General features: G+C 34.3%; 28 protein-coding genes and 1 pseudogene. 9 read left to right on the forward strand and 20 right to left on the reverse strand.

Translation table 11 applies throughout. The annotated features are described in order from the left end of the window. Positions 1 to 5: 5 nt before the first annotated feature. The 4 genes and pseudogenes from NSU17_RS03860 to NSU17_RS03875 form a co-directional block, all read right to left on the reverse strand. A pseudogene (locus tag NSU17_RS03860) lies at positions 6 to 1,314 on the reverse strand (MFS transporter). 32 nt (positions 1,315 to 1,346) lie between these two features. After that, positions 1,347 to 2,216: an NAD(P)-dependent oxidoreductase gene (locus NSU17_RS03865; protein WP_340704318.1), complete on the reverse strand. Its 870-nt coding sequence runs from the start codon at positions 2,214 to 2,216 to the stop codon at positions 1,347 to 1,349. Between the two features lie 231 nt (positions 2,217 to 2,447). After that, positions 2,448 to 2,618, reverse strand: coding sequence for an aspartyl-phosphate phosphatase Spo0E family protein (locus tag NSU17_RS03870; RefSeq protein ID WP_340704319.1), 171 nt, complete (start codon positions 2,616 to 2,618; stop codon positions 2,448 to 2,450). 48 nt (positions 2,619 to 2,666) lie between these two features. Next, a complete protein-coding gene (locus NSU17_RS03875) occupies positions 2,667 to 2,855 on the reverse strand; it encodes a hypothetical protein (protein WP_340704320.1) in 189 nt (62 codons plus the stop codon). 114 nt (positions 2,856 to 2,969) lie between these two features. Here NSU17_RS03875 and NSU17_RS03880 point away from each other — a divergent pair, with 114 nt between their 5' ends. The 3 genes from NSU17_RS03880 (at position 2,970) to NSU17_RS03890 (ending at position 4,566) form a co-directional block, all read left to right on the forward strand. Continuing rightward, positions 2,970 to 3,164: a YkvS family protein gene (locus NSU17_RS03880; protein WP_016838263.1), complete on the forward strand. Its 195-nt coding sequence runs from the start codon at positions 2,970 to 2,972 to the stop codon at positions 3,162 to 3,164. Positions 3,165 to 3,243: 79 nt separating this feature from the next. Then, positions 3,244 to 3,861, forward strand: coding sequence for a CPBP family intramembrane glutamic endopeptidase (locus tag NSU17_RS03885; RefSeq protein WP_340704321.1), 618 nt, complete (start codon positions 3,244 to 3,246; stop codon positions 3,859 to 3,861). Between the two features lie 57 nt (positions 3,862 to 3,918). Further along, the gene (locus NSU17_RS03890; protein ID WP_339288974.1) at positions 3,919 to 4,566 is read left to right on the forward strand and encodes a hypothetical protein; all 648 of its coding nucleotides are present in this window, start codon (positions 3,919 to 3,921) and stop codon (positions 4,564 to 4,566) included. Between the two features lie 120 nt (positions 4,567 to 4,686). Here NSU17_RS03890 and NSU17_RS03895 read toward each other — a convergent pair whose 3' ends face one another. Beyond that, complete coding sequence (locus tag NSU17_RS03895) at positions 4,687 to 5,133, reverse strand: MarR family winged helix-turn-helix transcriptional regulator (RefSeq protein ID WP_016838260.1); 447 nt, start codon at positions 5,131 to 5,133, stop codon at positions 4,687 to 4,689. Between the two features lie 74 nt (positions 5,134 to 5,207). After that, positions 5,208 to 6,035 carry an ATP-binding protein gene (locus tag NSU17_RS03900; RefSeq protein WP_340704322.1) on the reverse strand — a complete coding sequence of 276 codons (828 nt, stop codon included), beginning with the start codon at positions 6,033 to 6,035 and terminating at the stop codon, positions 5,208 to 5,210. A gap of 114 nt (positions 6,036 to 6,149) precedes the next feature. Between NSU17_RS03900 and NSU17_RS03905 the strand changes: the two genes are divergently transcribed. Beyond that, positions 6,150 to 7,505 carry a transposase gene (locus NSU17_RS03905; RefSeq protein ID WP_096550004.1) on the forward strand — a complete coding sequence of 452 codons (1,356 nt, stop codon included), beginning with the start codon at positions 6,150 to 6,152 and terminating at the stop codon, positions 7,503 to 7,505. A gap of 51 nt (positions 7,506 to 7,556) precedes the next feature. On the opposite strand, the gene NSU17_RS03910 is transcribed toward NSU17_RS03905, so the two are convergent. The 7 genes from NSU17_RS03910 to NSU17_RS03940 form a co-directional block, all read right to left on the reverse strand. Beyond that, the gene (locus NSU17_RS03910; protein WP_340704323.1) at positions 7,557 to 8,105 is read right to left on the reverse strand and encodes a hypothetical protein; all 549 of its coding nucleotides are present in this window, start codon (positions 8,103 to 8,105) and stop codon (positions 7,557 to 7,559) included. A 592-nt stretch (positions 8,106 to 8,697) separates the two neighbouring features. Beyond that, positions 8,698 to 10,047 carry a TrkH family potassium uptake protein gene (locus tag NSU17_RS03915; protein WP_340704324.1) on the reverse strand — a complete coding sequence of 450 codons (1,350 nt, stop codon included), beginning with the start codon at positions 10,045 to 10,047 and terminating at the stop codon, positions 8,698 to 8,700. 101 nt (positions 10,048 to 10,148) lie between these two features. Further along, positions 10,149 to 10,919: a TerC family protein gene (locus tag NSU17_RS03920; RefSeq protein WP_340704325.1), complete on the reverse strand. Its 771-nt coding sequence runs from the start codon at positions 10,917 to 10,919 to the stop codon at positions 10,149 to 10,151. A gap of 290 nt (positions 10,920 to 11,209) precedes the next feature. Further along, positions 11,210 to 12,295 carry an SDR family oxidoreductase gene (locus tag NSU17_RS03925; RefSeq protein ID WP_340704326.1) on the reverse strand — a complete coding sequence of 362 codons (1,086 nt, stop codon included), beginning with the start codon at positions 12,293 to 12,295 and terminating at the stop codon, positions 11,210 to 11,212. Positions 12,296 to 12,594: 299 nt separating this feature from the next. After that, positions 12,595 to 14,172 (reverse strand): peptide chain release factor 3, encoded by a 1,578-nt coding sequence (locus NSU17_RS03930; protein ID WP_340704327.1) that lies wholly within the window; start codon positions 14,170 to 14,172, stop codon positions 12,595 to 12,597. A 188-nt stretch (positions 14,173 to 14,360) separates the two neighbouring features. After that, positions 14,361 to 15,833, reverse strand: coding sequence for a UDP-N-acetylmuramoyl-L-alanyl-D-glutamate--2,6-diaminopimelate ligase (locus tag NSU17_RS03935; RefSeq protein ID WP_340704328.1), 1,473 nt, complete (start codon positions 15,831 to 15,833; stop codon positions 14,361 to 14,363). Positions 15,834 to 16,061: 228 nt separating this feature from the next. Further along, the gene (locus tag NSU17_RS03940) at positions 16,062 to 17,450 is read right to left on the reverse strand and encodes an aldehyde dehydrogenase (RefSeq protein ID WP_340704329.1); all 1,389 of its coding nucleotides are present in this window, start codon (positions 17,448 to 17,450) and stop codon (positions 16,062 to 16,064) included. A gap of 141 nt (positions 17,451 to 17,591) precedes the next feature. Here NSU17_RS03940 and NSU17_RS03945 point away from each other — a divergent pair, with 141 nt between their 5' ends. Further along, positions 17,592 to 17,756, forward strand: coding sequence for a hypothetical protein (locus tag NSU17_RS03945; RefSeq protein WP_016838252.1), 165 nt, complete (start codon positions 17,592 to 17,594; stop codon positions 17,754 to 17,756). A 49-nt stretch (positions 17,757 to 17,805) separates the two neighbouring features. Here the strand turns inward: NSU17_RS03945 and NSU17_RS03950 are convergent, their stop codons facing one another. Continuing rightward, positions 17,806 to 18,396: a phosphatidylglycerophosphatase A family protein gene (locus NSU17_RS03950; RefSeq protein WP_096550529.1), complete on the reverse strand. Its 591-nt coding sequence runs from the start codon at positions 18,394 to 18,396 to the stop codon at positions 17,806 to 17,808. Positions 18,397 to 18,523: 127 nt separating this feature from the next. On the opposite strand from NSU17_RS03950, the gene NSU17_RS03955 reads away from it, so the two are divergent. Both NSU17_RS03955 and NSU17_RS03960 read left to right on the forward strand, forming a co-directional pair. Beyond that, positions 18,524 to 19,249 carry an alpha/beta hydrolase gene (locus tag NSU17_RS03955; RefSeq protein WP_016838250.1) on the forward strand — a complete coding sequence of 242 codons (726 nt, stop codon included), beginning with the start codon at positions 18,524 to 18,526 and terminating at the stop codon, positions 19,247 to 19,249. 67 nt (positions 19,250 to 19,316) lie between these two features. Beyond that, complete coding sequence (locus NSU17_RS03960; protein ID WP_016838249.1) at positions 19,317 to 19,832, forward strand: 2'-5' RNA ligase family protein; 516 nt, start codon at positions 19,317 to 19,319, stop codon at positions 19,830 to 19,832. 241 nt (positions 19,833 to 20,073) lie between these two features. Here NSU17_RS03960 and NSU17_RS03965 read toward each other — a convergent pair whose 3' ends face one another. The 6 genes from NSU17_RS03965 to NSU17_RS03990 all read right to left on the reverse strand — a co-directional run bounded on the left by NSU17_RS03965 (position 20,074) and on the right by NSU17_RS03990 (position 22,800). Next, positions 20,074 to 20,319, reverse strand: coding sequence for a stage VI sporulation protein F (locus NSU17_RS03965; protein WP_016838248.1), 246 nt, complete (start codon positions 20,317 to 20,319; stop codon positions 20,074 to 20,076). An 11-nt stretch (positions 20,320 to 20,330) separates the two neighbouring features. Further along, complete coding sequence (locus NSU17_RS03970) at positions 20,331 to 20,513, reverse strand: YjcZ family sporulation protein (protein WP_096550527.1); 183 nt, start codon at positions 20,511 to 20,513, stop codon at positions 20,331 to 20,333. A 68-nt stretch (positions 20,514 to 20,581) separates the two neighbouring features. Further along, the gene (spoVAE, locus tag NSU17_RS03975) at positions 20,582 to 20,950 is read right to left on the reverse strand and encodes a stage V sporulation protein AE (RefSeq protein ID WP_016838246.1); all 369 of its coding nucleotides are present in this window, start codon (positions 20,948 to 20,950) and stop codon (positions 20,582 to 20,584) included. Positions 20,951 to 20,960: 10 nt separating this feature from the next. Continuing rightward, positions 20,961 to 21,956, reverse strand: a complete 996-nt coding sequence (locus NSU17_RS03980) for a stage V sporulation protein AD (RefSeq protein ID WP_340704330.1) — start codon at positions 21,954 to 21,956, stop codon at positions 20,961 to 20,963. Beyond that, entirely contained in the window at positions 21,950 to 22,405 is a 456-nt protein-coding gene (spoVAC, locus tag NSU17_RS03985) for a stage V sporulation protein AC (RefSeq protein WP_096550525.1), read from the reverse strand. The genes NSU17_RS03980 and spoVAC overlap by 7 nt, the downstream gene beginning before the upstream one ends. Beyond that, the gene (locus NSU17_RS03990; protein WP_340704331.1) at positions 22,405 to 22,800 is read right to left on the reverse strand and encodes a YhcN/YlaJ family sporulation lipoprotein; all 396 of its coding nucleotides are present in this window, start codon (positions 22,798 to 22,800) and stop codon (positions 22,405 to 22,407) included. Before NSU17_RS03990 ends, spoVAC begins: the two co-directional genes overlap by 1 nt. 154 nt (positions 22,801 to 22,954) lie before the next feature. Between NSU17_RS03990 and NSU17_RS03995 the strand changes: the two genes are divergently transcribed. Then, complete coding sequence (locus tag NSU17_RS03995; RefSeq protein WP_340704332.1) at positions 22,955 to 23,470, forward strand: CotY/CotZ family spore coat protein; 516 nt, start codon at positions 22,955 to 22,957, stop codon at positions 23,468 to 23,470. A gap of 232 nt (positions 23,471 to 23,702) precedes the next feature. Then, entirely contained in the window at positions 23,703 to 24,050 is a 348-nt protein-coding gene (locus NSU17_RS04000; RefSeq protein ID WP_340704333.1) for a 4-diphosphocytidyl-2C-methyl-D-erythritol kinase, read from the forward strand. Positions 24,051 to 24,157: the final 107 nt, after the last annotated feature.

The following is a 24,157-nucleotide window of genomic DNA, read 5'->3' on the forward strand; positions in this document are numbered from 1 at the left end:
TAAATTTAATGTTGCTCCTGCTGTACTTGCAAATGAACAATTAAACCAATAATCGTTAATACAATTAAAGAACCTAAAGCAATTCTTGATGCAAGGGGTCCATAATCCTTTAGCATGAACGTCACCGTTCCATATAACGCTGGGCCAATAATAGAAGAAACTTTTCCTGAAAAAGCAAACAAACCGAAAAATTGACCACGTTTTTCCTCCGGTGATAATTCAATAATCAATGTTCTAGAGGTTACCCACATGGAACCAAGTGACACACCGAACATGCTTCCCGCAATCCAAAACATCCATTCTTGTGTAGCACATACCGCTATTATTAAAGCGATAATCATAATGATGCTTACGATTGCAACGGCTTTTCGGGCACCAATTGCTTTTGTAATGTTGCCAAAAATGAAAGACCCAATCACAGTAGATATGGTACTTACTAAATATAAAATTATAAATTTCCCAGAAGTAAAACCAACAATCACTGTTGCGTAGACTGCCATCATCGCTATTGTCGTTGCAATGGCGTCGTTTAAGAAAAAGTAAGCAATCATGAAAGTAAAAATTGCTTTATATTTTTTCATATCTTTAAAAGTATCGACAATTTCTTTATATCCTTTAAAAAATCCAAACTTTTTTCTTTGATGTTTAGGGATTGGTCGATCTTTAATAAAGAAAAATAATGGTAAGGAAAATATAAGATAAAGAATTGCCGTTGGAATAAAAGCTCGATGAAAACCACCATCAGCTACGAAAAAGTATATCGATAACCCTACTATCGTTCCTAAATAACCGACAGCTACACCAAATCCTGAAATTAATGGTATCTCTTCACTTGTGCCAAGATCTCCTAACATCGTGTCATAAAACACTAAACTGGAATTAAAACAAAATTTTGCAATGACAAAACTAAGAACAACGAAACACAAACTGAGGGGCAATCCTGAAAAATAACTTGAAACATCCAGTTGAGCAAAAATTCCCATCATAAATGTAAAAAATATTGAGATAGATGCAAACCAAACGATAAATCTCTTTTTATAACCTGTTTGATCAATCCAAACACCATAAAGCGGAGAAAAGAGCACCAAAAAGAGACTTGCAAAAGCATTGGCGTAAGAAATAAAGGAGCTTGCAACCTGTTCCATCACTCTATCTGTTCCAAGCACTTCATCCATATAAAAAGGAAAAAAAAACCGTATTAATATTGGATGAAAAAATCGTATTCGCAAAATCGTACAATGCCCATGAAAGAATTGGAAGGGAACAATATAATGCAAATTGATTCCTCTTCCTCAGGTTTTGGCCTTTAATCAAAAATATCGCCCCTATCAGTTTAAAATTGCCACTCAGACATTGTAGTATTTAATTAACGCTTGAGTTCCCAAATCACCATACCCTTTGTTTAACAACGTCTCATACATTTCTTTCGCCAAATGTAAACCTGGTAAATCTAATTCCATTTTTTCTGCTTCTTCCAAAGCAATTTTCATATCTTTAATAAAATGTTTAATATAAAAGCCTGGTTCTAGATCGCCTTTTAATATACGTGGTCCCAAATTTGATAATGACCATGAGCCAGCAGCTCCTGATGAAACCGACTCTAACACTTTATTTAAATCTAATCCTGCCTTCATTCCATAAGCAATGGATTCACACACGCCAATCATGTTCGTCGTTATTAATAATTGATTGCACATTTTTGTATGTTGACCAGAGCCAGCTTTTCCTTGATAAACAATATTGGAGCCGAATAATTCAAAAATTGGCAACATTTCTTTAAAAACTTCTTCATCGCCACCTACCATAATGGATAATGTACCATTTCTTGCACCTATATCTCCCCCAGACACCGGTGCATCAAGACTCATTATTCCCTTTTCTTTCGCTGCCTCATATATTTTCTCTGCAAGGCTCGGCTTTGAAGTCGTCATATCTATGAGAGTCGAACCTTTTTTTGCTGTTTTGAAAATGCCATTATCTCCAAAATACACATCTTCAACATCTTTAGGAAAACCAACCATTGTAAAAATGATATCCTTGTTTTCAGAAGCAAGGGCAGGTGTATCAGCCCAAGTAGCTCCAAGGTCAATTAAAGGAATTGCTTTTTCCTTCGTACGATTATATATCGTGACTTCGTATCCCACCTTCAATAGATGCTTTACGATACTAGTTCCCATAACCCCTGTACCGATAAATGCAATCTTTTTATTAAACATAATTCCCCAACACCCCTGTATCATTATTAAAAATATGCATATTTTACACTTTCTTGTAATGTACCATATAAATGGGCAATTGTTGATATGTAATGAAAAAATTGTTAATACATAGACAAAAAAAAGAGCAGCAAGATACGCTGCTTGAAAAGGGGGAAAATGAGAATGTTGCTGTGTTCAAAAAATACTATTGCCAATTGTATGATTTTTTATAACAAAAAATTGAAAAAATTATTTTTTCGTCATAATCAATGGTGATTTTTCATGCTTTTGATATTGATTTAAAATCTGATCCAGTTGTTTACTTAATCGAATCGTTTTTGGTGATTGCAGGCCATTTTCTAAACCTGAACGAATCATTTTTTTCCGAATGTACTCCAAATGTAGCTTCAATCTATCCATACCTCTAATCCCCCCTTTCATATAGAAATGGGTGGAAGTAGCTTTTTGTTATGCACGCGGTGTATCTGAATAAGTATAAATGACCCTTCCACCTTGTTTTGCTTCACCTCTAAAATGTTTAAACTTTTCATCATTCACAAGCACTTCACGAAACTTCAAAAATTCCTCTTTTGTAATTTCTATACTTTTTATTTCCCCATTTTTTAACTTTTCAATCATATCTTTGTAGTTATTCATAAATATTTTACCTCCTACTTCTTATATTTTCGAAATTATTCTAAAATCACTTTACATTTGTTCTATTATCATGCAAACTAACTTCATAGTAACTGATAGAGGAGGGGCACGCCAATGAAAATAGCAGAAGTGGGAGATATTATTGAATTTAAGGATGGACTTCGCGGAATGGTTGAAAAAGTCAATGATAATTCAGTAATTGTTGATTTAACAATTATGTCGAACTATCGTGACTTAGATTTGGAAGAAAAAACCGTCGTTAATCATAAACGTTATAAAATCGTAAAGTCAGTAAATGATTTTAAATAAAAAAACTTCCCCTTTTCATTTGTAATTGATGATAGGGGGAGTTTTTTTTGATATTATGATAACAAAGGAGGCAAGTAACATGAAATTTTCAAAACAAATGATTGTACTCCTTCTCTCGCTTGCTTTCATCTTTATAAGTATATATTGTTCCTTCGAAGTAAAAAAAATCTTCTGGCATTTATATACTTTTACTCTCCTCGTCGGTACTGCAATCTCCATCCTTTTTGGGAAATTCAAAGATGAACTCCCAACTTGGAAATATATCCTATTTGGTATCGGATTCGGCACAATTACTTATGGCATCATCCGACTTGGTTATATGTTGCTTAAGTTTACAGACAGTAGTTCAATAAAAACGATTCGCAAATTTTTAGAAACATATGGTCCGAATAATATTTGGCATTATTTATTGCTCATTTTTATCATTGTCGTCGGTGAAGAATTGTTTTGGCGCGGCTACGTTCAACATGCACTCAAACAATATGTTTCTCCAGTAATTGCTTGCATCATGACTAGCTTATTATTTGCATTGGCAATATCATTGAGCGGATTTATCCATGGTGTCATTTGCGCATTCATTATATCCCTAATATTTGGGTTTTTATACGAATGGAAGAAAAGTATGCCACTAGTCATCGTTGCGCATGAAATTTTTGTTTTGCTGTTATTTTTAATATTGCCTTTTATTCATTATTAAAAAAAATGAAACTTCCTTCGTTTCATATTCGTTTAATCAAAAAGGAGGTAGAGTAAAATGAAAAAGAAACTACAACTATTTATTTCAGTAACTCTATTAATGTTCCTTCTCGCTGCTTGTGGAACAACAAATGGACAAAATACGGAGCCAGATCAAACAACAGCAGATTCGGAAAAGGAAATAGAAAATGTTGAAGATGAAGAGACAACAGAGAATGGAGCACAAGACGAAGAAACAAATCAGCCTGAAAATAAAATTGAATACACATCAAAAGGTGAAGTGTATACTCATGAAACCGCAGTTGTAGAAGAAGAAAATTATACAATACAAATTTTAGAAGGGTATGAACTCACAAAAGAAGAGCCAGGAAAAGAAGTTCTTTTCCTCCAAGATAATGATGCCATCTCCATGCGTATTGAAGTGTTTCCAAAAAATGCTTCATCATATGATCATCTCGTAAAAAGTACAGAAGAATGGATGGCAGCCATCAACGAATACAAACCATTGGATATTACTGAAGCGGTTAATAAACATCCGGAAATTACTAATTTTGTTGCATTTATAACTACCATTGAAAATGATGAAGTCGTTGGAATCGTTTACGAAAAAAATAATATTCTAGTTCGTTTATCTGTTTTTGATCAAAAAGATTACGATTTAAAAGACGCACTCATCAAAATGGGGTTAACAATTGAAGAAAAATAACTTATCCCTCTAAAATTAGGTGGAGGATGAAGTTACAATAAAATAAAAAATTTTTGAAGATAATTATACAATTCAAAAGAATATACAAACGAGCTGTTCGTCTTAGCGAACAGCTCGTTTTTAATAAGACAAATCTTTAATCGATAAACCTAATTTTTTCAACAATTCGATTGCTATTTCTTTTTCACTTGGTGTTAACGCGTTCATCAATTCATGTAAATTTTTCTCATGCTCTGGAAATATTTCTTCCATAAATTTATCGCCTTCTTCAGTTATCTCTGCATATGTGACTCTCCTGTCAGAAGGACAAGATACCCGTTTAATCAAACCTCTTTTTTCAAGTTTATCAACAACATATGTGATAGACCCACTTGCTAATAAAATTTTACTTCCAATTTTTTGTAAAGGTTGTCTTCCCTTATGATATAACAATTCCAACACAGCAAATTCAGTTGGATTTAAACCTTTTTGTTGAAAAAACTGATTTGTCACTTCATTAATCGCTTTATTTGCTCTTGATAACACAATATACAATTTTAACGATTGTTTCATCTCATTTGACGGCAAGACAAATCATCCTCTTTTTTCTATCTATATAAAAGAATTATATCTATTTGAGAGAAGATTTGTCAAAGTCGTGCCTATACAACTGGTAATGAATTAACTTCCTTGGTAGTCAACCATTTTTTCAGTTGGCTGTCGTTGTAATAAATCTTAGTATAACCCTCGGTATAATTTGGAAATTCTAAAATAAACGTAGATCCTACACCGACAGTACTTTTCACAACAATCTTCCCTTGATGTTCATCTACCACTTTTTTTACAAGACATAGACCTAATCCTGTTCCTTGTTCCTTTGTTGTAAAAAATGGCGTAAATAACTTGCTTAAATTTTCTTCAGGAATTCCTATCCCTTCATCTTGTACCGAAACTTGAATTTTATTGTGGACATCCTTTAATTCAATTGTAATCGTTCCACCTTTTTTCATTACTTCAATGGCATTTTTCACTAAATTAATGAACACTTGTTTTAACTGATTGACATTCCCCAATATCGTGGAATTGAAATTGTCTTCTGATTTTAATTGAATAAACACATTGTTCGAGTATGCATGTGGTTGCATTATTTGAACAACTTCTTTCAAAATTTGTAAAAGCGATACCTTTTCCTCAAAGGCCTTACTTGGTTTCGACAAATAAAGCAATTCTGAAAGAATGGATTCCATTCTTTCCATTTCAGATTCCATTACATGTAAATATTTTTTTCCTTCTTCGGTTGTATTATCTTTCAACAATTCAACAAAACCCTTTAATGATGTTACAAGATTTTTTATTTCATGGGTAATGCTTGCCGACATCCTACCCATATTACTTAACCGTTCTAAATCTCTCATATTTTGCTTTAGTTTTACATTTTCCGTATTATCAATAACTGTCATCACATACATATCTAAATGAGTTAATTTCATAATTCTCACCCCTTGATTTTCAAGGGATTCAAGACAATAAAAAATGGGTACCTCCCCAAATTTCGTTATAATGGTAAGTAACCAAACAAACCATACGAAAGAGGTGAGTACCCTATGACTATTGTAAAACAAATTTCTCTTTTTGACATCCATCAATTATTAGAAATGGAAAGTTCCCATCGTTATGATGCCATTTTTAGTGCTATCGACATTCAGCCTATATTTCAATTGTTTTCTAAAAAGACATTGAAAGGTGCACCACGTGAATTGAATTATGGTGCAATGATTCAATCGCTGATTATTCGTATTGTCGAACGTATTCCAACTATCAAGGATTTAGTCAAACGTTTGGTCCATGATCCTTTATTTCGTTTCGACTGTGGATTCCTTGTGTCTGATGTCGTACCATCTGAAAGCTCTTATTCACGCATGATTCAAGTCATTAGTGAATCAGATGTGCTAGATAAAATGAACGATACACTCATCAAAACAGCGATGTTGGAAGGCTTTCTAAATGATGAACATGTCGCCATCGATGCGAGTCACTTTGAAGCTCGTGATGCTTTCACACCATCAGAAAAGAAAGCACCTAAAACTCCTAAAAAACGTGGTCGTAAAACTAAAGCTGAACGAGCTGTTTGGTTAGCCGAACAAGTAGAGAAAAAAGGAAATCAATCAACCTATGAAAAAGAACTGAAAGAACAGCTGGATATCCCATTAGAAACCCTTTGGAAGGATGTACCGATTGAGCCAAAATGGGGTGTGAAAAAGAATAGTAAAGGAAAAAATACATTCTGGTTTGGTTATAAAGCCCATTTAGCTGTTTCGACGAAAAGTCAATATATCATCACTCGTTTGATGTCCTCAGGTAATTTAAGTGATTGTAAAGCTGCGATTCCATTATTGAAAAAACTTCATCACTTAGGAAACGGTCAATTTACAATAGCTATATTTGATGCTGGTTATGATGTTGAACCTATTTACCGTCAAGCCGTATCACAGTCCATGCGAGTCGTGATTCCTTACAACGTTCGCCGAGAAGGAGAATATATAGGATTCGATGAACATTTTCGTCCAACCTGTGTGCGTGAACATAGTTACCAATATGACAGCTTTGACGCTAAGTACAATACATTAAAATTCACACGTCCAAAGGAATGTGCAACTTGCCCATTACGAGAAGACACCCTTTGCCAAAAAGTTTTCAAAATCAAATGTGATATAGATATCCGTAAATTTACCTATCCAGCACGTGGGACAGAACGATGGAAACAGCTTTATCAAGAACGTACAGCAGTCGAACGCGTTAACGCTTATTTAAAGGAATACTTTCAATTAAACAATGTCCGTCATCGTACAGGAAAGAAAGCAAAAATGCATTTCAATCTGGTGACGTTAATTTATAATACCTGCAAACTAGCAGTTGATCGAATCAATGCTTTATTACAGCAACAAAACCAAGTTGCATAATTAAAAAAAAACAAAGTTTTTAGTATAGGGGTACTCTATACTTCAGAAAAACTATGATTTATGAAATTGATTCAAATAATAATTGTATTTGCAGTTTAGTGTTAAATAAACCTCTTCTTCATTATTTAAATGGGAAATTTCCAACGTTGCTTGTCCATATTTTTTTAAATCAGACAGGAATTGTAATTTATTATTTTTATAGTCATGATATTTTGAGAGAAAAGATTCCAGTGACAAGTTTAAACCTTTTTCAACATCAATCTTTAATAATTCAATTGCTTGAGAATTTATTTCAAAAATTTGATCTTCTTTGAAGAATATGATGCCATAAGGCAAATCATTTAGAAAGCCTCTACCGCTCACTTGAAACTTCTTTTTTCCATCATCACTTAATATTTTTAAAAATACTAAATTCTCCTTTTGGATAAACATTCCCAAAACTTTAATTTCCTTAAATGATAGTTTATCCATGGAAAGGGGCTTCCCAACCTCCACAGCTAAGTTCAACAATTCGGCTGCTTTTTGATTGATTGACTCAATTTTACATGAGGTGTCTAAAATAAGCACTGGATCATTATCATATTGGACTAATTCTTCCAAAAAAGGCAACATAGTGGCACTTTTCATTAAAATACACCAATCCTTCCCCTCAATCTTAAATTTCTCTTATTATCTTTTCTATCTATATATAATTTGCTAATTTTTAATTTTATAAAATTTTCTTAATTTAAATTTTGTACAAAATTATTTCATAAAACAATTCAGAATAAAATGGGTATAATATATCTATTTTCTAATTTCAACCAATACCGGATATCAATTTTGCATTTTTTTAAGTAATTTGGTTCTATTATTAATTCACTTATTCGATTATAATAGATTACTAATTACTACTTCCCTTATTTTGTATATTCTTATATTTTTTTGAAAAAACCTTTTTTTACAAAACATATGACAAAAAGGACAAGGATATTCATATTTTTCAGAAAAGTTTTAATAATAACTTCTAATACGACAGCATAGAAAGAAAAAAATGGTCAATTCGACTTATCATTTAGTAACCCAATTTGGTATTTTGCTGAACAAAATGGCATATTAGCTTTTATACTCTTTAATAATAATTATTGAAAAAAATTCACCACTTTCATTTTAAAAATGGTGAATTTTTTAGTTTATTCACTTGTTCAACTCATTATCCAATAATTATTCGTTCTTCTGGGTACCGATATTTTGGAGTTTGGGCCTTTCCTCCCAAAGTAAATAAAAATGAAATCAACCCGACTCTTCCTATGAACATGAGGGTCATAATGACCAATTTCCCTGCAGTTGATAATTTTTCAGTAAGTCCAAGAGACATGCCACATGTTCCGAATGCAGATGTTATTTCGAAAATAATTTGTGTAGCAGTTCCATGGGGTTCCGTCACTACCAATATCATCGTCGAGATTATGACCATAAAGAAAGCTAAAATGATGACTACAAAGGATCTCAAAATATCATCCATACAAATTTCTCGACCAAACACTTGAATTTCTTTTCTTCCATTTGCGAAATTAATTAAAAATAATATAGCTATTGCAAATGTGGTAGTTCGAATACCCCCACCAACAGAACTTGGCGAAGAACCGACAAACATTAAAAAACTAAGAAAGATATTTGTCGCCTCATTAAACATCCCGATATCCATTGTCGTTAAACCAGCTGATCGTGTAGAAACAGAGTGAAACATAGCAACAAAAATTTTTTCATGCCATGATATACCTTTTAAAGAATGAAATGATTCAATAAATAAGACAACAAGTGTACCTAATATAAACAATCCCCCATACGTTACGGTCGTAATTTTAGTAAACAAACTAAAGCGAAATGCGGGATTCTTTTTCATTAAAAAATGTTTCAATTCCACTAATACCGGGAATCCAATGGCTCCGAGTACGATTAATATCATCGTAATAAATTGAACGAAATAATCGGAATAAAATGGTTCAAAGCTTTGACCCGTAATATCAAAACCGCTATTCGTCGTAGCAGAAATTGAAGCAAAAATCCCATGTTTAAAGGCCTCTGACCATGATTCAAAATATCTTTTAAAATGAACGCTTAAAATAAGTGCCCCTAATGCTTCAATAATAAATAAAATTTTCACAATTTCTTTCAGTAACCGAACAACCCCTGCAAGATGATGTTGGTTAAAATCAATCATAATCAACTGTCTTTCCCGCATCCCGATTCTTTTCCCTATCAATAACCAGATAAAGGTGCCGATAGACATAACACCAATCGCACCTAATTGAAGAATAATCAATAAAACAATCATTCCAAAATTAGTGAAAGTTTCCGAAATATCGAACACCGTCAATCCTGTAACACTGATTGCGCTGACAGCAGTAAACAGCGTATCAATAATTGATACTTCTTTTCCATCTTTATAGACAGCAGGGATTCGTAATAACAAAAATGATATTAATATAGCGATAAAATAAAATGAAACTAGCAGTTGAAATGGCGTTATATTTTTTATTCTCTCGGACATGTTTGTCATTCATTTCGCCCTCTTTATTGTCGAATAAACTTTTTATTAGTATAAGAAAAATTTTATATAAAATAAAGAGGAACAGCTGCTAAAACTGCTCCTTCCTTACTTTAAATTTCTTTTGTTTTTTGTTTTTTATTTTTTACCATGCTAACAAACCATCCACCAATTGCAATGGCTAATAAAACGCCCCAGAAAGTAAGTTCCCAAGGGGTTGAATGCGGGAATTCATGTGGCAATATGCCAACTTTTTGATGCGATAATGTTAACACCACTAACTTCACCCCGACCCATCCTACAATTAAAAAGGCAGCAGTTTCAAGTTCAGGATATTTATTTAATATTTTCACAAAGGCTTGCGCTGCAAATCGCATTAAAATCAAGCCGATAACACCACCAAAGAACATAACAGCAAATTGTCCTCCGTTAATGCCACCGATATGGAAGTCACCAATTTCTGGTAAAGTTACTGCAATTGCAACAGCAGCAAGCATTGAATCTACCGCAAAGGCGATATCTGCAATTTCTACTTTTAATACAGTTGCCCAAAAGCCTTTGCCTTTTTGTAGATGTTCATCTATCTTCTCTTCTTCTTTCTTAAATTTCTTCTCGTAAATATTTTTAATGGCAATAAACAATAAATAAGCTGCACCAATCGCCTGAATTTGCCAATAATTTACTAAGATTGTAATCAAGAATAATGCTGTAAAGCGGAAGATGAACGCACCAAATAATCCGTAAAATAGTGCTTTTTTCTGTTTATCTTGTGGTAAATGTTTTACCATAACGGCCATTACAACCGCGTTATCTGCAGCCAATAACCCTTCTAAAACGACGAGAACGACTAAGACCCACAAATATTCCAAAATAATTGCTTCCACTAATAATTCCTCCTTAAATTTTTTATGCCCAACTTGTAACTGTTTTACTAGTCAAGGAACTCTAATTTTAAGCAAACGAAAAGACCTTTGCCTAGTTGGGCAAAGGTCTTGCTAAGCAAAATTGAATCAGTTTGCTTTCATATCCGATGGCAATTGCCATGTAGTGACGAATATGAAGTAAGTATTTAGTCACGCTAAATACTTATAGCTACTCCCCTTTGACATTGTCAATGGATGTTCGATTTTCTATAGGATAAGTATAGCAATAGAATATTATATTTGCAATGAAATTATTTTATTGGAATATGAAATTGTTGGTTATTTTTATTTTTCTTATAAAATTGAACCATTGAGGGAATGGTTGCTATGAAATCCGGACAACTAATATTCCCTTTTGATAAAAGTTCTTTTGCTATCGAACAATCAAAGGTCGCATTCCATGTCAAATAATCAAGCGTTTCCTTTTCCACACCAAGTATTGTTCGAACCTTTTTTAATTGCAAAAATTTCTGCGCTATAGAAAGTGGAATTCTCCCTTTTGGGAATTTTCCTGTCATTTCCTTAACCATCGCCCGATATACTTCTTGAACAGGATGGGGATTGGGATCCGTTAAATGGACCGTCTTGCCGATCGCCTCTTCCTCTTCACAGAGGAAAATAGCCGCTTCTGTTATATAGTCTATGGGTACTACGTTAATATGTGTATCCAATTTTCCGATGTAAGGAATGAAAGGTAAAAAACTCAAACAATCAATCATATTTAAAAAGAAATATGGACCGTCAAATTTATTGGTCTCTCCTGTAATCGAATGTCCTTTCACAATGCCTGGACGAATGATAGTTAGAGGAATTTCTCCAATTAAATTTTTCACAAGCAGCTCCGCTTCAAATTTTGTTTCTTCATAATAGTTTTTGAATTCTTTTGGATGAATTAACTCCTTCTCAAGAATTACTCCTTCTCTTCCCCCTGCTACATAAGCAGTGCTAAAATACATATATCGTTTTAAATGAGGTAATGATTTGACAAAATCGTTTACATGGGAAGTCCCTAGCACATTGATTGTCCACGCCACATCTCGAGGAACTGCCAAATCATAGATTGCCGCTAAATGCCAAAAATAGCGAACTTCCTTTGCAATTCGATTAATTGTCTCTTCCTTTAAATTTAGTTTTGGTACTGTAATATCCCCTTCGATGATTTCAATCCTTCTTCCAGGATAAGTTTCTAAAATTTTTTCACGTTCTTTTTCCGCTTTCTTCATTTCCGTTCTTAACACAAGAACATACACGGAGTCCGTTATGTTTTTTTGGAACAATTCTCCAATTAATTGTCTCGCTATAAATCCAGGAAAACCTGTAAAAAAGTGAACTGCCATCGCCAATTCCTCCATCTCCCTTTTTTCTTTTATCAATTATTCTTGACAAAAATCCGTATTCCTTTCTTTCATATACTGTATTACAAATTTGTAATTGCATATGATACAATACCGTTTCTTACACTTCGTTAATAGTTAAAGTTGTCAGCATCATTGTCAATCTACAAGCCAAAATCGAAAAGAATAATGTAGAAAGATTGCAAAAAAGAAAAAGAGCGAAAGGATAACTCCTCGCTCTCTTCCTACACGCTTATTATTCGTAAACTTGTATTCTTGCATTACTTATACAACTAAACAACTTAAAGCAAACTATATAATTGAATATGCTCGTTTTTCTCTGAAAACCAACGCATTGCAAATTCATTTTCAAATAAAAAGACAAGATTGTCGAAACGGTCTTTTACGAGCATAGAACGGGATGAAGACATTGATTCTTTTACCTCATTTTCATTTTTAATCCAACGGGCAATTTTAGATCCGATTGGTTGCATTACGACTTCCACATTATATTCATGCTTCATTCGATGTTCAAATACTTCAAACTGCAATTGACCAACCGCACCAAGCATAATCTCTTCCGTGTGTAACGTTTTATAATATTGAATGGCTCCTTCTTGTACAAGTTGAAGAATTCCTTTATGGAACTGTTTGGATTTCATTACGTTTTTTGCACTTACTTTGACAAACAATTCCGGTGTAAATTGTGGGAGTTTTTCAAATTGGAATATTTTCTTTCCACCAACAATCGTATCACCAATTTGATATGTTCCCGTATCATATAGACCAATGATATCTCCCGCTACCGCTTCGTCAACGGTTTCACGAGTTTCAGCTAAAAATTGTGTGGATTGGGTCACTTTAAACGTTTTGCCTGTACGAGCTAAAGTAACATTCATTCCTCGTTCAAACTTCCCAGATACAATGCGAACAAAGGCAATCCGATCTCGATGGGCTGGATTCATATTTGCTTGAATTTTAAACACAAATCCGGAAAGTTCTTCATGTGAAACTGGATCAATCAATTGTTCGTCTTCAGTTAATCTAGGTTGTGGAGATGGTGCAAACTGTAAATAGGTTTCTAAAAAAGTTTGCACGCCAAAGTTTGTTAATGCAGAACCGAAAAAGACAGGTGTTAATTCACCGCGGCGAATTTCTTCTTCAGAAAATTCGTTACCTGCTTCATCTAATAAATGAATATCATCCATTGCTTGTGTATAATATGAAGTTTCCTTCATTGGATGATCAACAGCTAATTCTCCATTTTCATCTAATGGTAAAAAACGATCCTTCTCATCTACTCTGAATTGCTCAATGCGTCGATGGAAGCGGTCGTAAATACCGAGGAACTCTTTCCCCATACCGATTGGCCAGTTCATTGGATAGGCTTGGATTTCAAGCACTTCTTCAATTTCTTGAATTAATTCTAGCGGCTCTTTTCCTTGGCGATCCAATTTATTAATGAATGTAAAAATTGGAATTCCACGCATGCGACAAACTTTGAATAATTTAATTGTTTGTGCTTCAATCCCTTTTGCTGCATCGATGACCATGACAGCACTATCCACTGCCATTAATGTACGATACGTATCCTCTGAAAAGTCTTGGTGTCCAGGAGTATCTAAAATATTTACTCGATATCCGTTATAATCAAATTGCAGCACGGAAGATGTTACGGAAATACCCCGTTGTTTTTCAATTTCCATCCAGTCACTCGTTGCAAATTTTCCAGTTTTTTTCCCTTTTACTGTTCCAGCAGCTCGAATGGCCCCACCAAATAGCAATAATTTTTCAGTCATCGTCGTCTTCCCTGCATCCGGGTGGGAAATGATGGCAAATGTACGACGAGATAAGATTTCTTGTTCTAATTTTGTAGTCATTTTCTACGTCTCCTTTTTCTACGTAAACAATAATAAAAGAATTTCCCCTATTCCGACAACCATTTTCTGATTTTCATGAATAGCCTTCTATACATTAACAACGAAATCTCTTACATAACAATACCTTTTCTTATCATCATAATTTTAGCCGTCCCTCAATTATTTGAGACGGCTATATTTTCATAATATTATTTTACGAATTTTAATTTCGCAGCTTCTAATGCAATATCAGCATCACTATGCGGGTACTTTTTATTGCCTATAATTTGATAGTCTTCATGACCCTTTCCAGCAAAAATGATAATATCTCCAGGATTAGCAACAGATACTGCATGGCGAACCGCTTCTGCCCGATCACCAATACAAGCATAATTCTCATGAAGCATTCCTTTCGCTAAATCCCCTGTAATACTATCATAATCTTCAAAACGTGGATCATCCGTTGTTAAAACAACATAATCAGCTTTGGATGCTTTTTCAGCCATTGTTGGACGTTTTGATTTATCTCGATTTCCACCAGTCCCCACAAGGAAGATGAGTTTATTTTCTGTCTTTTTAAAAGGCATTGCCGCTTCAATTGCTTTTTCAATCGCATCTGGCGTATGGGCATAATCAATAAAAATATGTAGTGGTAAATCCGTTTTAACCTTTTGCATGCGACCTCGAATCGGTACTAAATCTTCAATTTGCTCGATGATGATGTCAATCGGATACCCCCGAGCATATAAAACAGCTGCAGCAGCTAAAACATTATAAACATTAAACTCCCCTAGTAATTGCATTGTAACAGGGAATTTTCCTTCTGGTGTAATCATGTCAAAGGAAGTGCTTTCATCATTATACTCGCAATTTTCAGCCCGGAAATGAGCATCATTTTTTAACCCATATGTCCAAATTGGAAACGGTGTCATAGTTGCATACTTTTTAGACCAAGGATCATCCGCATTTAATACAACTGTTTTATTTTTTGTCAAATCTTGTCCTAATTGTGAAAATAATAGCCCTTTTGCGTAACCATACTCCTCCATTGTTCCATGGAAATCTAAATGGTCATGGGTTAAATTTGTAAATACAGCCACATCAAAATCCACACCCGCAAGTCTTCCTAATGATAGACCGTGAGATGAAACTTCCATGACCATCGTGTGGCAACCTTCCATCTTCGCACGGAATATCATTTGTTGAGTGTTTAAAGCATCGCTTGTTGTATTCGCTGTTTCATACAGAACACCATTCAAATTAAAGCCAATAGTTCCCGATAAAGCAGATTTTTCTCCTATACCCACGTACATTTGATGAATGATGTTTGAAACGCTTGTTTTTCCATTTGTTCCAGTGACACCAATCATCGTTAAATCTTTTGAAGGATAATCAAAAAATTTAGCGGCAATGAGCCCTAATGTCCTCTCCGTATCCGGTACAATTACTTGCGCCACATTCCCTTCTAATTGCAACGGTCGTTCTGCAATCACAACCGTCGCACCTTGATTCACTGCATCTTGAGCAAAATCATGACCGTCTACCGTGTAACCTTTAATACAAATAAATAAACTTTTTGGTTGCACACTTCTTGAATCGTTGGAAATATCCTTAATAGTATTTGGCAATTGTCCAATTACTTGTTTTAGTGGTATGACGCTCAATAATTCTTCTGTAATCATTTTTCTTCCTCCGTATATCCAATGGTAAGTTACGATATAAACTCACTTTTCTATGTAGCAACGGTGTATATTGTTATTAATAAACATTTTCTTTAATGATAATAATCATATCAAAAATAGATAATATTCGACAAAAATAATTTTTGAAATATGAATTTTTTAGAATTGTGTCGAATTTTGACGACATAAGCCGATTTTTTTCAAAATAAATACGCTATGGAATTCAATTTATTTCAGGATTTTTCGAACTAATTTCACTTTTTGTTTATATGGTGGAAATAATAAGTTATTAGCAAATTTAGATGAACGCTTCAAAATCGATTTTGCATGGGTAAACGTTTCAAAACTCGCTTTTCCATGGTAACTGTTCATTCCAGAAGTGCCTACGCCTCCGAAAGGTAAATAGATATTGCCTACGTGAGTCACCGTATCGTTTATACAACCTCCACCAAAAGGCAACTCTTGTAAAAAATAATCAATTCGTTTTTCGTCTTCTGAAAAGAAATAAGCTGCTAACGGTTTTGGAAGTTTTCGAATTTGCTCAATTGCTCTTGTTAAATCGTCGTACTTCAATACAGGCAATAACGGTCCAAATATTTCATCTTCCATAACAGGACTTTGCCAACTTATATTTTCAATGATGGTAGGCTCGATATATAAATCCTTTCTGTCCGTTCTTCCGCCAAAAGTGACATTGTGCTTTTCCGATTGTAAAAGTTTTGCAAGTCGATCAAAGTGTCGTTCATTGACGATTCGTCCGTAATCTTTACTTAATTGAGGATTCTTTCCATAAAAACTAACAATTGCTTGCTTTAGTTTTTTCATAAATTTTTCATAAATCGAAGAATGGACTAGAAGATAATCAGGTGCGACGCAAGTTTGTCCAACATTGTTAAATTTGCCCCATGTAATTCGTTTTGCTGCAACATCAAGATTTGCACTTTTATCTACTATTGTAGGGCTTTTTCCACCTAACTCAAGAGTAATTGGTGTAAGCCGTTCAGCCGCAGCACGCATGACAATTTTTCCGACCGAGACGCTGCCTGTAAAGAAAATATAATCAAAAGGAGCATGAATCAATGCATTTACTTCTTCCTTCTCTCCTTCAACAACTCGTATATACCGCGAATCAAAGGTTTCTTCAATAATTTTTTTAATGATTTGAGCAGTATGAATAGCAGACTCAGAAGGTTTTACAATGGCAGTATTTCCACCAATTATAGCTCCAATTAACGGCTCCATCACTAATTGGAACGGATAGTTGAAAGGACCAATAATCAATACAACACCATATGGTTCTCGAATAATCATGCTCTTTGCCGGTTGAAAGTGGAATGGCGTTTTCACTTCCACAGGTTTTGCCCACTCATCGATAGACTTGATCATATGTTGAATGCTGTGCAACACGAAACCCACTTCATTAGAATAAGCTTCGAATTCGCTTTTTCTTAAATCCAAATTTAATGCTTTTAATATTTCACTTTCATACTTTTTGATTGTATTTCTCAAGTTTAGTAATTGTTTTTTTCGATATTCTATATCCCTTGTTTGCCCCGAATAAAAAAAATCCTTTTGTTCTCGAATCATAACTTCCACATCATATATATCAAATTTCATTATTTCCTCCCGAATACATAAATTAATTTTTTCAGTCCATACTAACTACAGTAATATTACTACAACTTATTGAAGAACTCCTTTTAAAAATTAGCAATGGAGGTTCTTTAACAAGAATTTTTGAAGAGGGGGCAATGATGTATGATTTCGACTGAATATTGGTGGGAAGAAATTTTTTCTGGACCCTTGGCTATCGGAATAAATGAAGAAAAAATTCATCAATTAGAGGACGAATCGTTTTTATACTTTAAAGAACAATTACCACAAGAGGAAAATAATTATACTGGTGAGGAAACAGAAAATTAAACATTTAAATAAATAAGAACAGGCTGGGCATGTCTCACCCCAGCCTTTATTATGGTTCATCATCGACCGGCAACATTTCTCCTTCAGGTCCTAATTCCTTTGGAGGAACATCTTGAAATGTTTCCCCTTCTTCCTCTAAATCTCGCATTTTATGTGCAATACGGCTCGCAGCACATGCGGAAATACTAGCCACTAAATCATCTAAAAATGTATGGACTCCTTTGCCAGCTTTTGTGTCTAACTTTTTAATAATACCGATTTTATTTTTATCTAAATGACCATAAGTCGTTAATGCAATACTTCCGTATGTCAAAACAGAACCTAAAGCAATCGTTTCATCGACACCAAACAAACCCTCATCATTTTCAACAAGCGCTTGAAGTGGTTCTGAAAGCATCTTTTTTTCTGCCAATTCATCTAGTTCTATGCCGACAAGTATTGCATGTTGAACTTCCCGCTTCATAATAACGCGCTCAACGGAATTAATGCAATGTTCTAAAGTTAAGCCATGATTATATGGTGACTGCATTTCATACACAATTTCAGCTATATCTTCAATTGTTACGCCTCTTCTTTGTAATGCTTCCTTAGCTGCTTTCGTCACGTAATTCGAATGTACTCGACTTTTTTTCTCTTGCATTTGTGAATCCTCACTTTATTTGAATTTTCCTTTATAATGCTTATTTTAAATATTCTCTTATTTCATAATACACGATATTTTCGAATTATGATACAATTATGAACAACTGTTTTAAGGAGGATAAAAGGTGGAAAAAGGATCTATTCAAGAAATACCATTTTATAGTAATGCATTAGATGAACACTTTGAGTTGCTTGTATATACTCCTGGAAATTATACCCCTCTCTATAAATATAACATTTTAATTGCTTCAGATGGAAAAGATTACTTCCAATTAGGTGGAATTTCTCGTATTGCTGATGAATTAATGGACAATTATGAAATTGAAAACTTAATTATCGTCGGAGTGCCTTACAAAAATGCACAAGATCGTAAGAGAAAATACATACCGACAGGAGATCAACATGCTGCTTATTTGAAATTTTTAGCACATGAGCTAGTACCATTCATTGATAATGAATTTTCAACAACAGCGCTTGGTGCTAGTCGAGGGTTAATTGGAGATTCCATGGCAGCAACTGTATCTCTTCTTGCTGCAATCAAATATCCACATACTTTTGGCAAAGTTATTTTACAATCACCTTATGTAGATGAATGGGTATTAAAAGCAGTTGAGGAAGCACCGACTCATAATACGTTGTCAATTTATCATGTTATAGGAAAACAAGAGAAGGAAGTTGTAACACTTGATAAAGAAGTGAAGGATTTCCTAACACCTAATCGGGAATTAAATAAATTGTTACACTCTAAAAATTATCTCAATATATTCTACGATGAGTTTGATGGCAACCATACATGGAAATACTGGAAACCAGATTTAAGAAGAGCACTTTGCAAAACTTTTGGAATATAAAATAATGTATTCTCCGGGCATTATTTGCTATACTTAAGTAAAATTTGCATTTTAGGGAGGAAAGCGGATGAAGTTAAGTGTTGTGGCATTTCCATCAAAAAAACTGCAAGATTTGGCGAATACTTATCGCAAACGATATGATTCCCATTATTCAAAAATTACCCCTTATATTACGTTAAAAGAAGCCTTTGAAGTGGATGAATCACAAATTGAAAGTGTTTCAAATACAATCAAATCCATTACAAATAAATATGGTCCGCTAAAAATACATGCATCGAAGGTCAGCTCGTTCTTTCCAACAACGAACGTCATTTACTTTAAAATTGAGCTAACGGATCAATTGCAAAACATTCACGATGATTTATATAAAGAAATCAACATTGGTGAACCAAAACATGTGTTTATCCCACACATTACAATCGGTCGTGATTTAACGGAGACAGAACATGACGATATTTATCCTCAATTGCGTATGATTGGTATTGATGAAAAGGAAGAAATTGACCGCATACACCTAATTTATCAATTGGAAGATGGGTCTTGGACAACGTACGAAACATATAAATTAACTGGAGAATTATAATCAAATTCATTGACACTTAAAAGCAGCTTAGCTTAACAATGGGCGAGTTTTTTAATTCGCTCATTTTCTTTTCTCAAAAAACTGCATGAATACAAATGTAAGAGCCTTCTGAAAAGTCTTTTGAGAACTCTCCTTTTCAATGAGGAAACTTGTTTCAAATACCGCAGAAACAAAGATTGATAATCATAAGAAGTGAGGGTGTCTGGAAAGTCGAAAACTTTCTAGACACCCTCTTTCTACATTATCCTAACATTCTTTGAATGCTACTTAAATCTAATGATTCTCCATTATTTATAATTGAATTCACAATTTGATCTTCTAATTCCTTAGAAATCGGCTTATTTGCTAACTGACTAACTCGGCGAACAATTTTACGCACTTGCTTTTCATTTGTAAAATCCGCATGTTGTATCGCATTTGCTAGTGCAAATATTTCTTCCATGCTTACGCCAGTCTTTTTTTCAATTTGTTTAAAAAAATGATTCATGTTTCCCCTCCTTACCACTTACATGCTCCTACAATTATTAATAAGATGAATAATACAACGAGTAGTACAAACATGTTACCGTTGTATTTACATTTACTTTTATAATATGCAGGACTTACATATGAGGGTGCACAATAGTCATAGGCTGGCATAATTTGTTGATATTGTTGTTGGCATCCACATTTATTCCACATAAAAAATCCCCTCCTTTCTATACAGTCGTAGTGTATGCATAGCTACAACGTTAAGGAGGGGTAATCGTCTAGTTGACTTTTCCTTTCGGCTTAAAAATTAACGCTGCAATAAACCCGAAAACAATGGCAGAACTAATACCTGAACTTGTTACTTCAAACATTCCAGTTAATACGCCTACCCAGCCATGTTTTTCGGCTTCTGCAATTGCTCCTTGGGTTAATGAATGTCCAAAAGATGTAATGGGTATTGTCGCTCCAGCACCCGCTAAGTCGATTAAAGGTTGATACCATCCTAATCCAGAAATAATTGAACCCGCAACAACTAGAATAGATAAAGTTTTTCCTGGTGTCATTTTTCCGACATCCATTAATAACTGACCTATAGCACAAATCAATCCGCCTACAATAAATGCAAGTAAAAAGTCAATGAATATCATCTTTATGCCCTCACTCCATCGTCACTTCGATTGCATGGGCAGTACAAGGAATTGTCTCCCCTTGTTGGAAAGTTAGTGGGGAGAGAAGAGAACCTGTCGCTACAAGCAATACTCGTTTATAACGCCCATCTTTTAATTGCTGAAGTATATAACTGAAATATACTGAAGCAGAACATCCAGCTCCACTAGCCCCAGCTAAAAAGGATTTATCTTCTCCGTAAAATTCTGCCCCGGCATCGCGGAAGATATTTAATTCTTCTTGGGTTGCACCTGTTTCAACAAACATTCTTTTTAATATTTCTAATCCGATTTTCCCTAAATCTCCTGTCATGATGACATCATAGTCTTTTATTGTTTGTTTCCGTTTTTCTAGATGTTTGGTAATGGTGTCATATGCAGCAGGCGCCATTGCAGCTCCCATATGAAACGGATTCGTTTGTCCATAATCTACAACTTTTCCAACAGTCGCAGCTACAATTGAAGGATTTTTCGGATTATGTTTCCCAATTAAAGTAAAGCCTGCTGCCGTCACAGTCCATTGGGCAGTCGCTGGTTTTTGAGCACCGTAATAAATAGGATAACGGAATTGTCTTTCAGTTGAATTATGTTGGCTGGAAGCACCTGCAATAGCGTGTTTTGATGCTCCTAATTCTGTCAGTAAACAAGCAATAATGACCGATGAAACCGATGTTGCACATGCTGAAAATAAACCTATAAAAGATGCAGCTATTTCTTTTGCTGCAAAATTCGTTGGCGTCATTTGATTCACCAAATCACCCGCTAAAAAGAAATCGATATCCAAGTTATTTAAACTCGCTTTTTTTAATAAAATTTGACATGCTTCTTCAATCATTTTTGCATTACCTTGCTCGTTTGTGGTTTGATGCCATCGTTCATCTTCAACAACAGAATCGAAATAAGAATAAAAAACACTCTTTCTTTCCAAAGGCCCTGCGACAGCTGCGCTTGCGATGATAGACGGTTTGCTCTGAAATATGATTACCATTCGATAACACCCATTGTTACAAGAATTAATTTAATGAGGGAGACAACAAAAGCTGAAGAAACGCCAAATAATATAACCGAACCAGCTAATTTAAACATATTGCCTCCCACTCCAAGCACAAATCCTTCTGTTCGGTGTTCAATTGCTGCTGAGATGACTGCGTTCCCAAATCCTGAAACTGGAACAGCACTTCCAGCTCCTGCAAATTGACCGATTTTTTTATATAAGCCAAAACCAGTCAATAACATGGAAATGAAAATAATTGTCGCAGCTGTCGGGTTCCCAACCGTTTTTTCTGTAAAATCAAAAAAGATAATGTAAAAGTAGGTAATAGCATGTCCAATTGTACATATAAGGCCGCCAACTAAAAATGCTTTTAACACGTTTTTCACATAGGGCGTTGGAGGGGTAATTTCCTGCTCAATCTTTTCAAATTGTTCCTGATTCATTACGTTTCCTCCTTTTTCAATTTTTTTAGCTTTTCCAATTTCTCCTTCACCTTTTCGCTGTCTTCTTCTTTCAAAAGTTTTTGCGCTTCCCAATAAAGTTTGTAATCCGAGGAAACAGTGATGTCGTATTCAGGCAAGATCTCTTCCAGCTTCTTTTTTAAATTTTTTTCAATTTTTGTTTTTTTATAATCCAACCAAGGTTTTGCTTGAACTGCTACCAACAATTGGTCTTCCACAAAAATGGCTCTTCCGCTGTTTATTTCATCTTCATTTTTAATAATTGCAGCAACTTCTTTCACTTCTTCACCATTTGCATTATTTACTTCAAGTGTTTTTTCATCATTGCATCCCACTAATAAAATCGAAATAAAAATAGGAAGTAGCAATTTTTTCAAGTTCCATCCCCCTTTTTAATGTCATTATGCGTTATCATAAAAAAAACTATTCAAGAAAAATGACCTAATTGTTATGGCCATAGACAATCGCCCTTATTTCAATCGCACTTTTACATATTGTAGATTGAACAAAATTAAGTGAGGTGACATGATAATGGGTTGTGGAAAAAAACATTTTGAGAGTTCATCTCATCATGGTCGTCGTCATGAAGGATGCATTTGTGAAGTAGTAGAAACAATATTAGAACTTCAAAATCATGTAGTGAAAGATGATGATGATACTTGTGGAACAAGCTGCTTCTTAGAACCTCTTGGGGGAATTAACAATAAAAATCGTCGCAACCATGCAGATACTCGCGTATTTATGTTACTAACAGAAGATGGTTCTCCATTTAAAGTAATGTTCTGCGATAAAGAATATGGTTGGTACAAAACGCCATTCTTCAGAGTGGAAGATATGTTCGGTGATTGCTGTGCTACACTTAGAGCAATTGCTCCAACAAGCGAAGCATGTGAACCAATATCAGCAGTAGATGGAGAGACACTAGATGCTGGAGCAATGATGGATTGCTACCAATTCAAGAAAACAGATACTTGCGTAACAGTTGATCTATCACGTTTTGCTGGAATTCAATGCATTGCTGACGTAAATTTACACATTAACAAGTAAGGAATAACATCCACCAAGAGGAAGGGGCAGCTTGCTCCTTCTTTTTATTTACTTTTATTGATTTACTCTTGAAAATCTTCTTGAATCTCTTATAGGTATTAAGTGAGCTGAATTCTAGTGATAATCCAGTACAAGAAAATCGTCTTAAAATGCAATTGAAACTGCTGAAGCTAGATAATTTTGTCACGAAATAAAATGAGTTGCATATTTTATGAAAAAAGGATGTGCATCAGTGGAAGAACCATTACTATTTATTCAAACCCCTCCTTTTTATTACATCGATGTTGATGAAGACACGGAAGAAGCGTCTCTTGAAGAAAGTACTTCTGTTTATGAAATTACGCGTAGAGAGCAAATTAAAAATTCCGTTATTGCAAGGCAATTGCATTATTTTTCACAACCCATCAACCGTAAAAATCGTCACTTAATTTTCCATTTAAACAATGGTGAAAAAATTACAGGAATCATTGAAGGGTTAGATGGCATTTTGATTAAAATCCGTACACAAGACGACTTGAAAACCATTAATGCCAACGATATCGAAACAATTACCGTATCATCCAAAAAAGCTTTTAAATAATTTTGTTGTAGGGAATTTGCCTTCTATAATTTTCAATATTTAGTTTCGTCCACTCCCCCGATAATTTTTCATTGAAAAAGAAAAAATCTGCTCTTCCATTTAAAAGC

The sequence above is a fragment of the Ureibacillus sp. FSL K6-2830 genome, assembly GCF_038004145.1.
In the GTDB taxonomy this organism is placed as follows: Bacteria; Bacillota; Bacilli; order Bacillales_A; family Planococcaceae; genus Ureibacillus; species Ureibacillus thermosphaericus.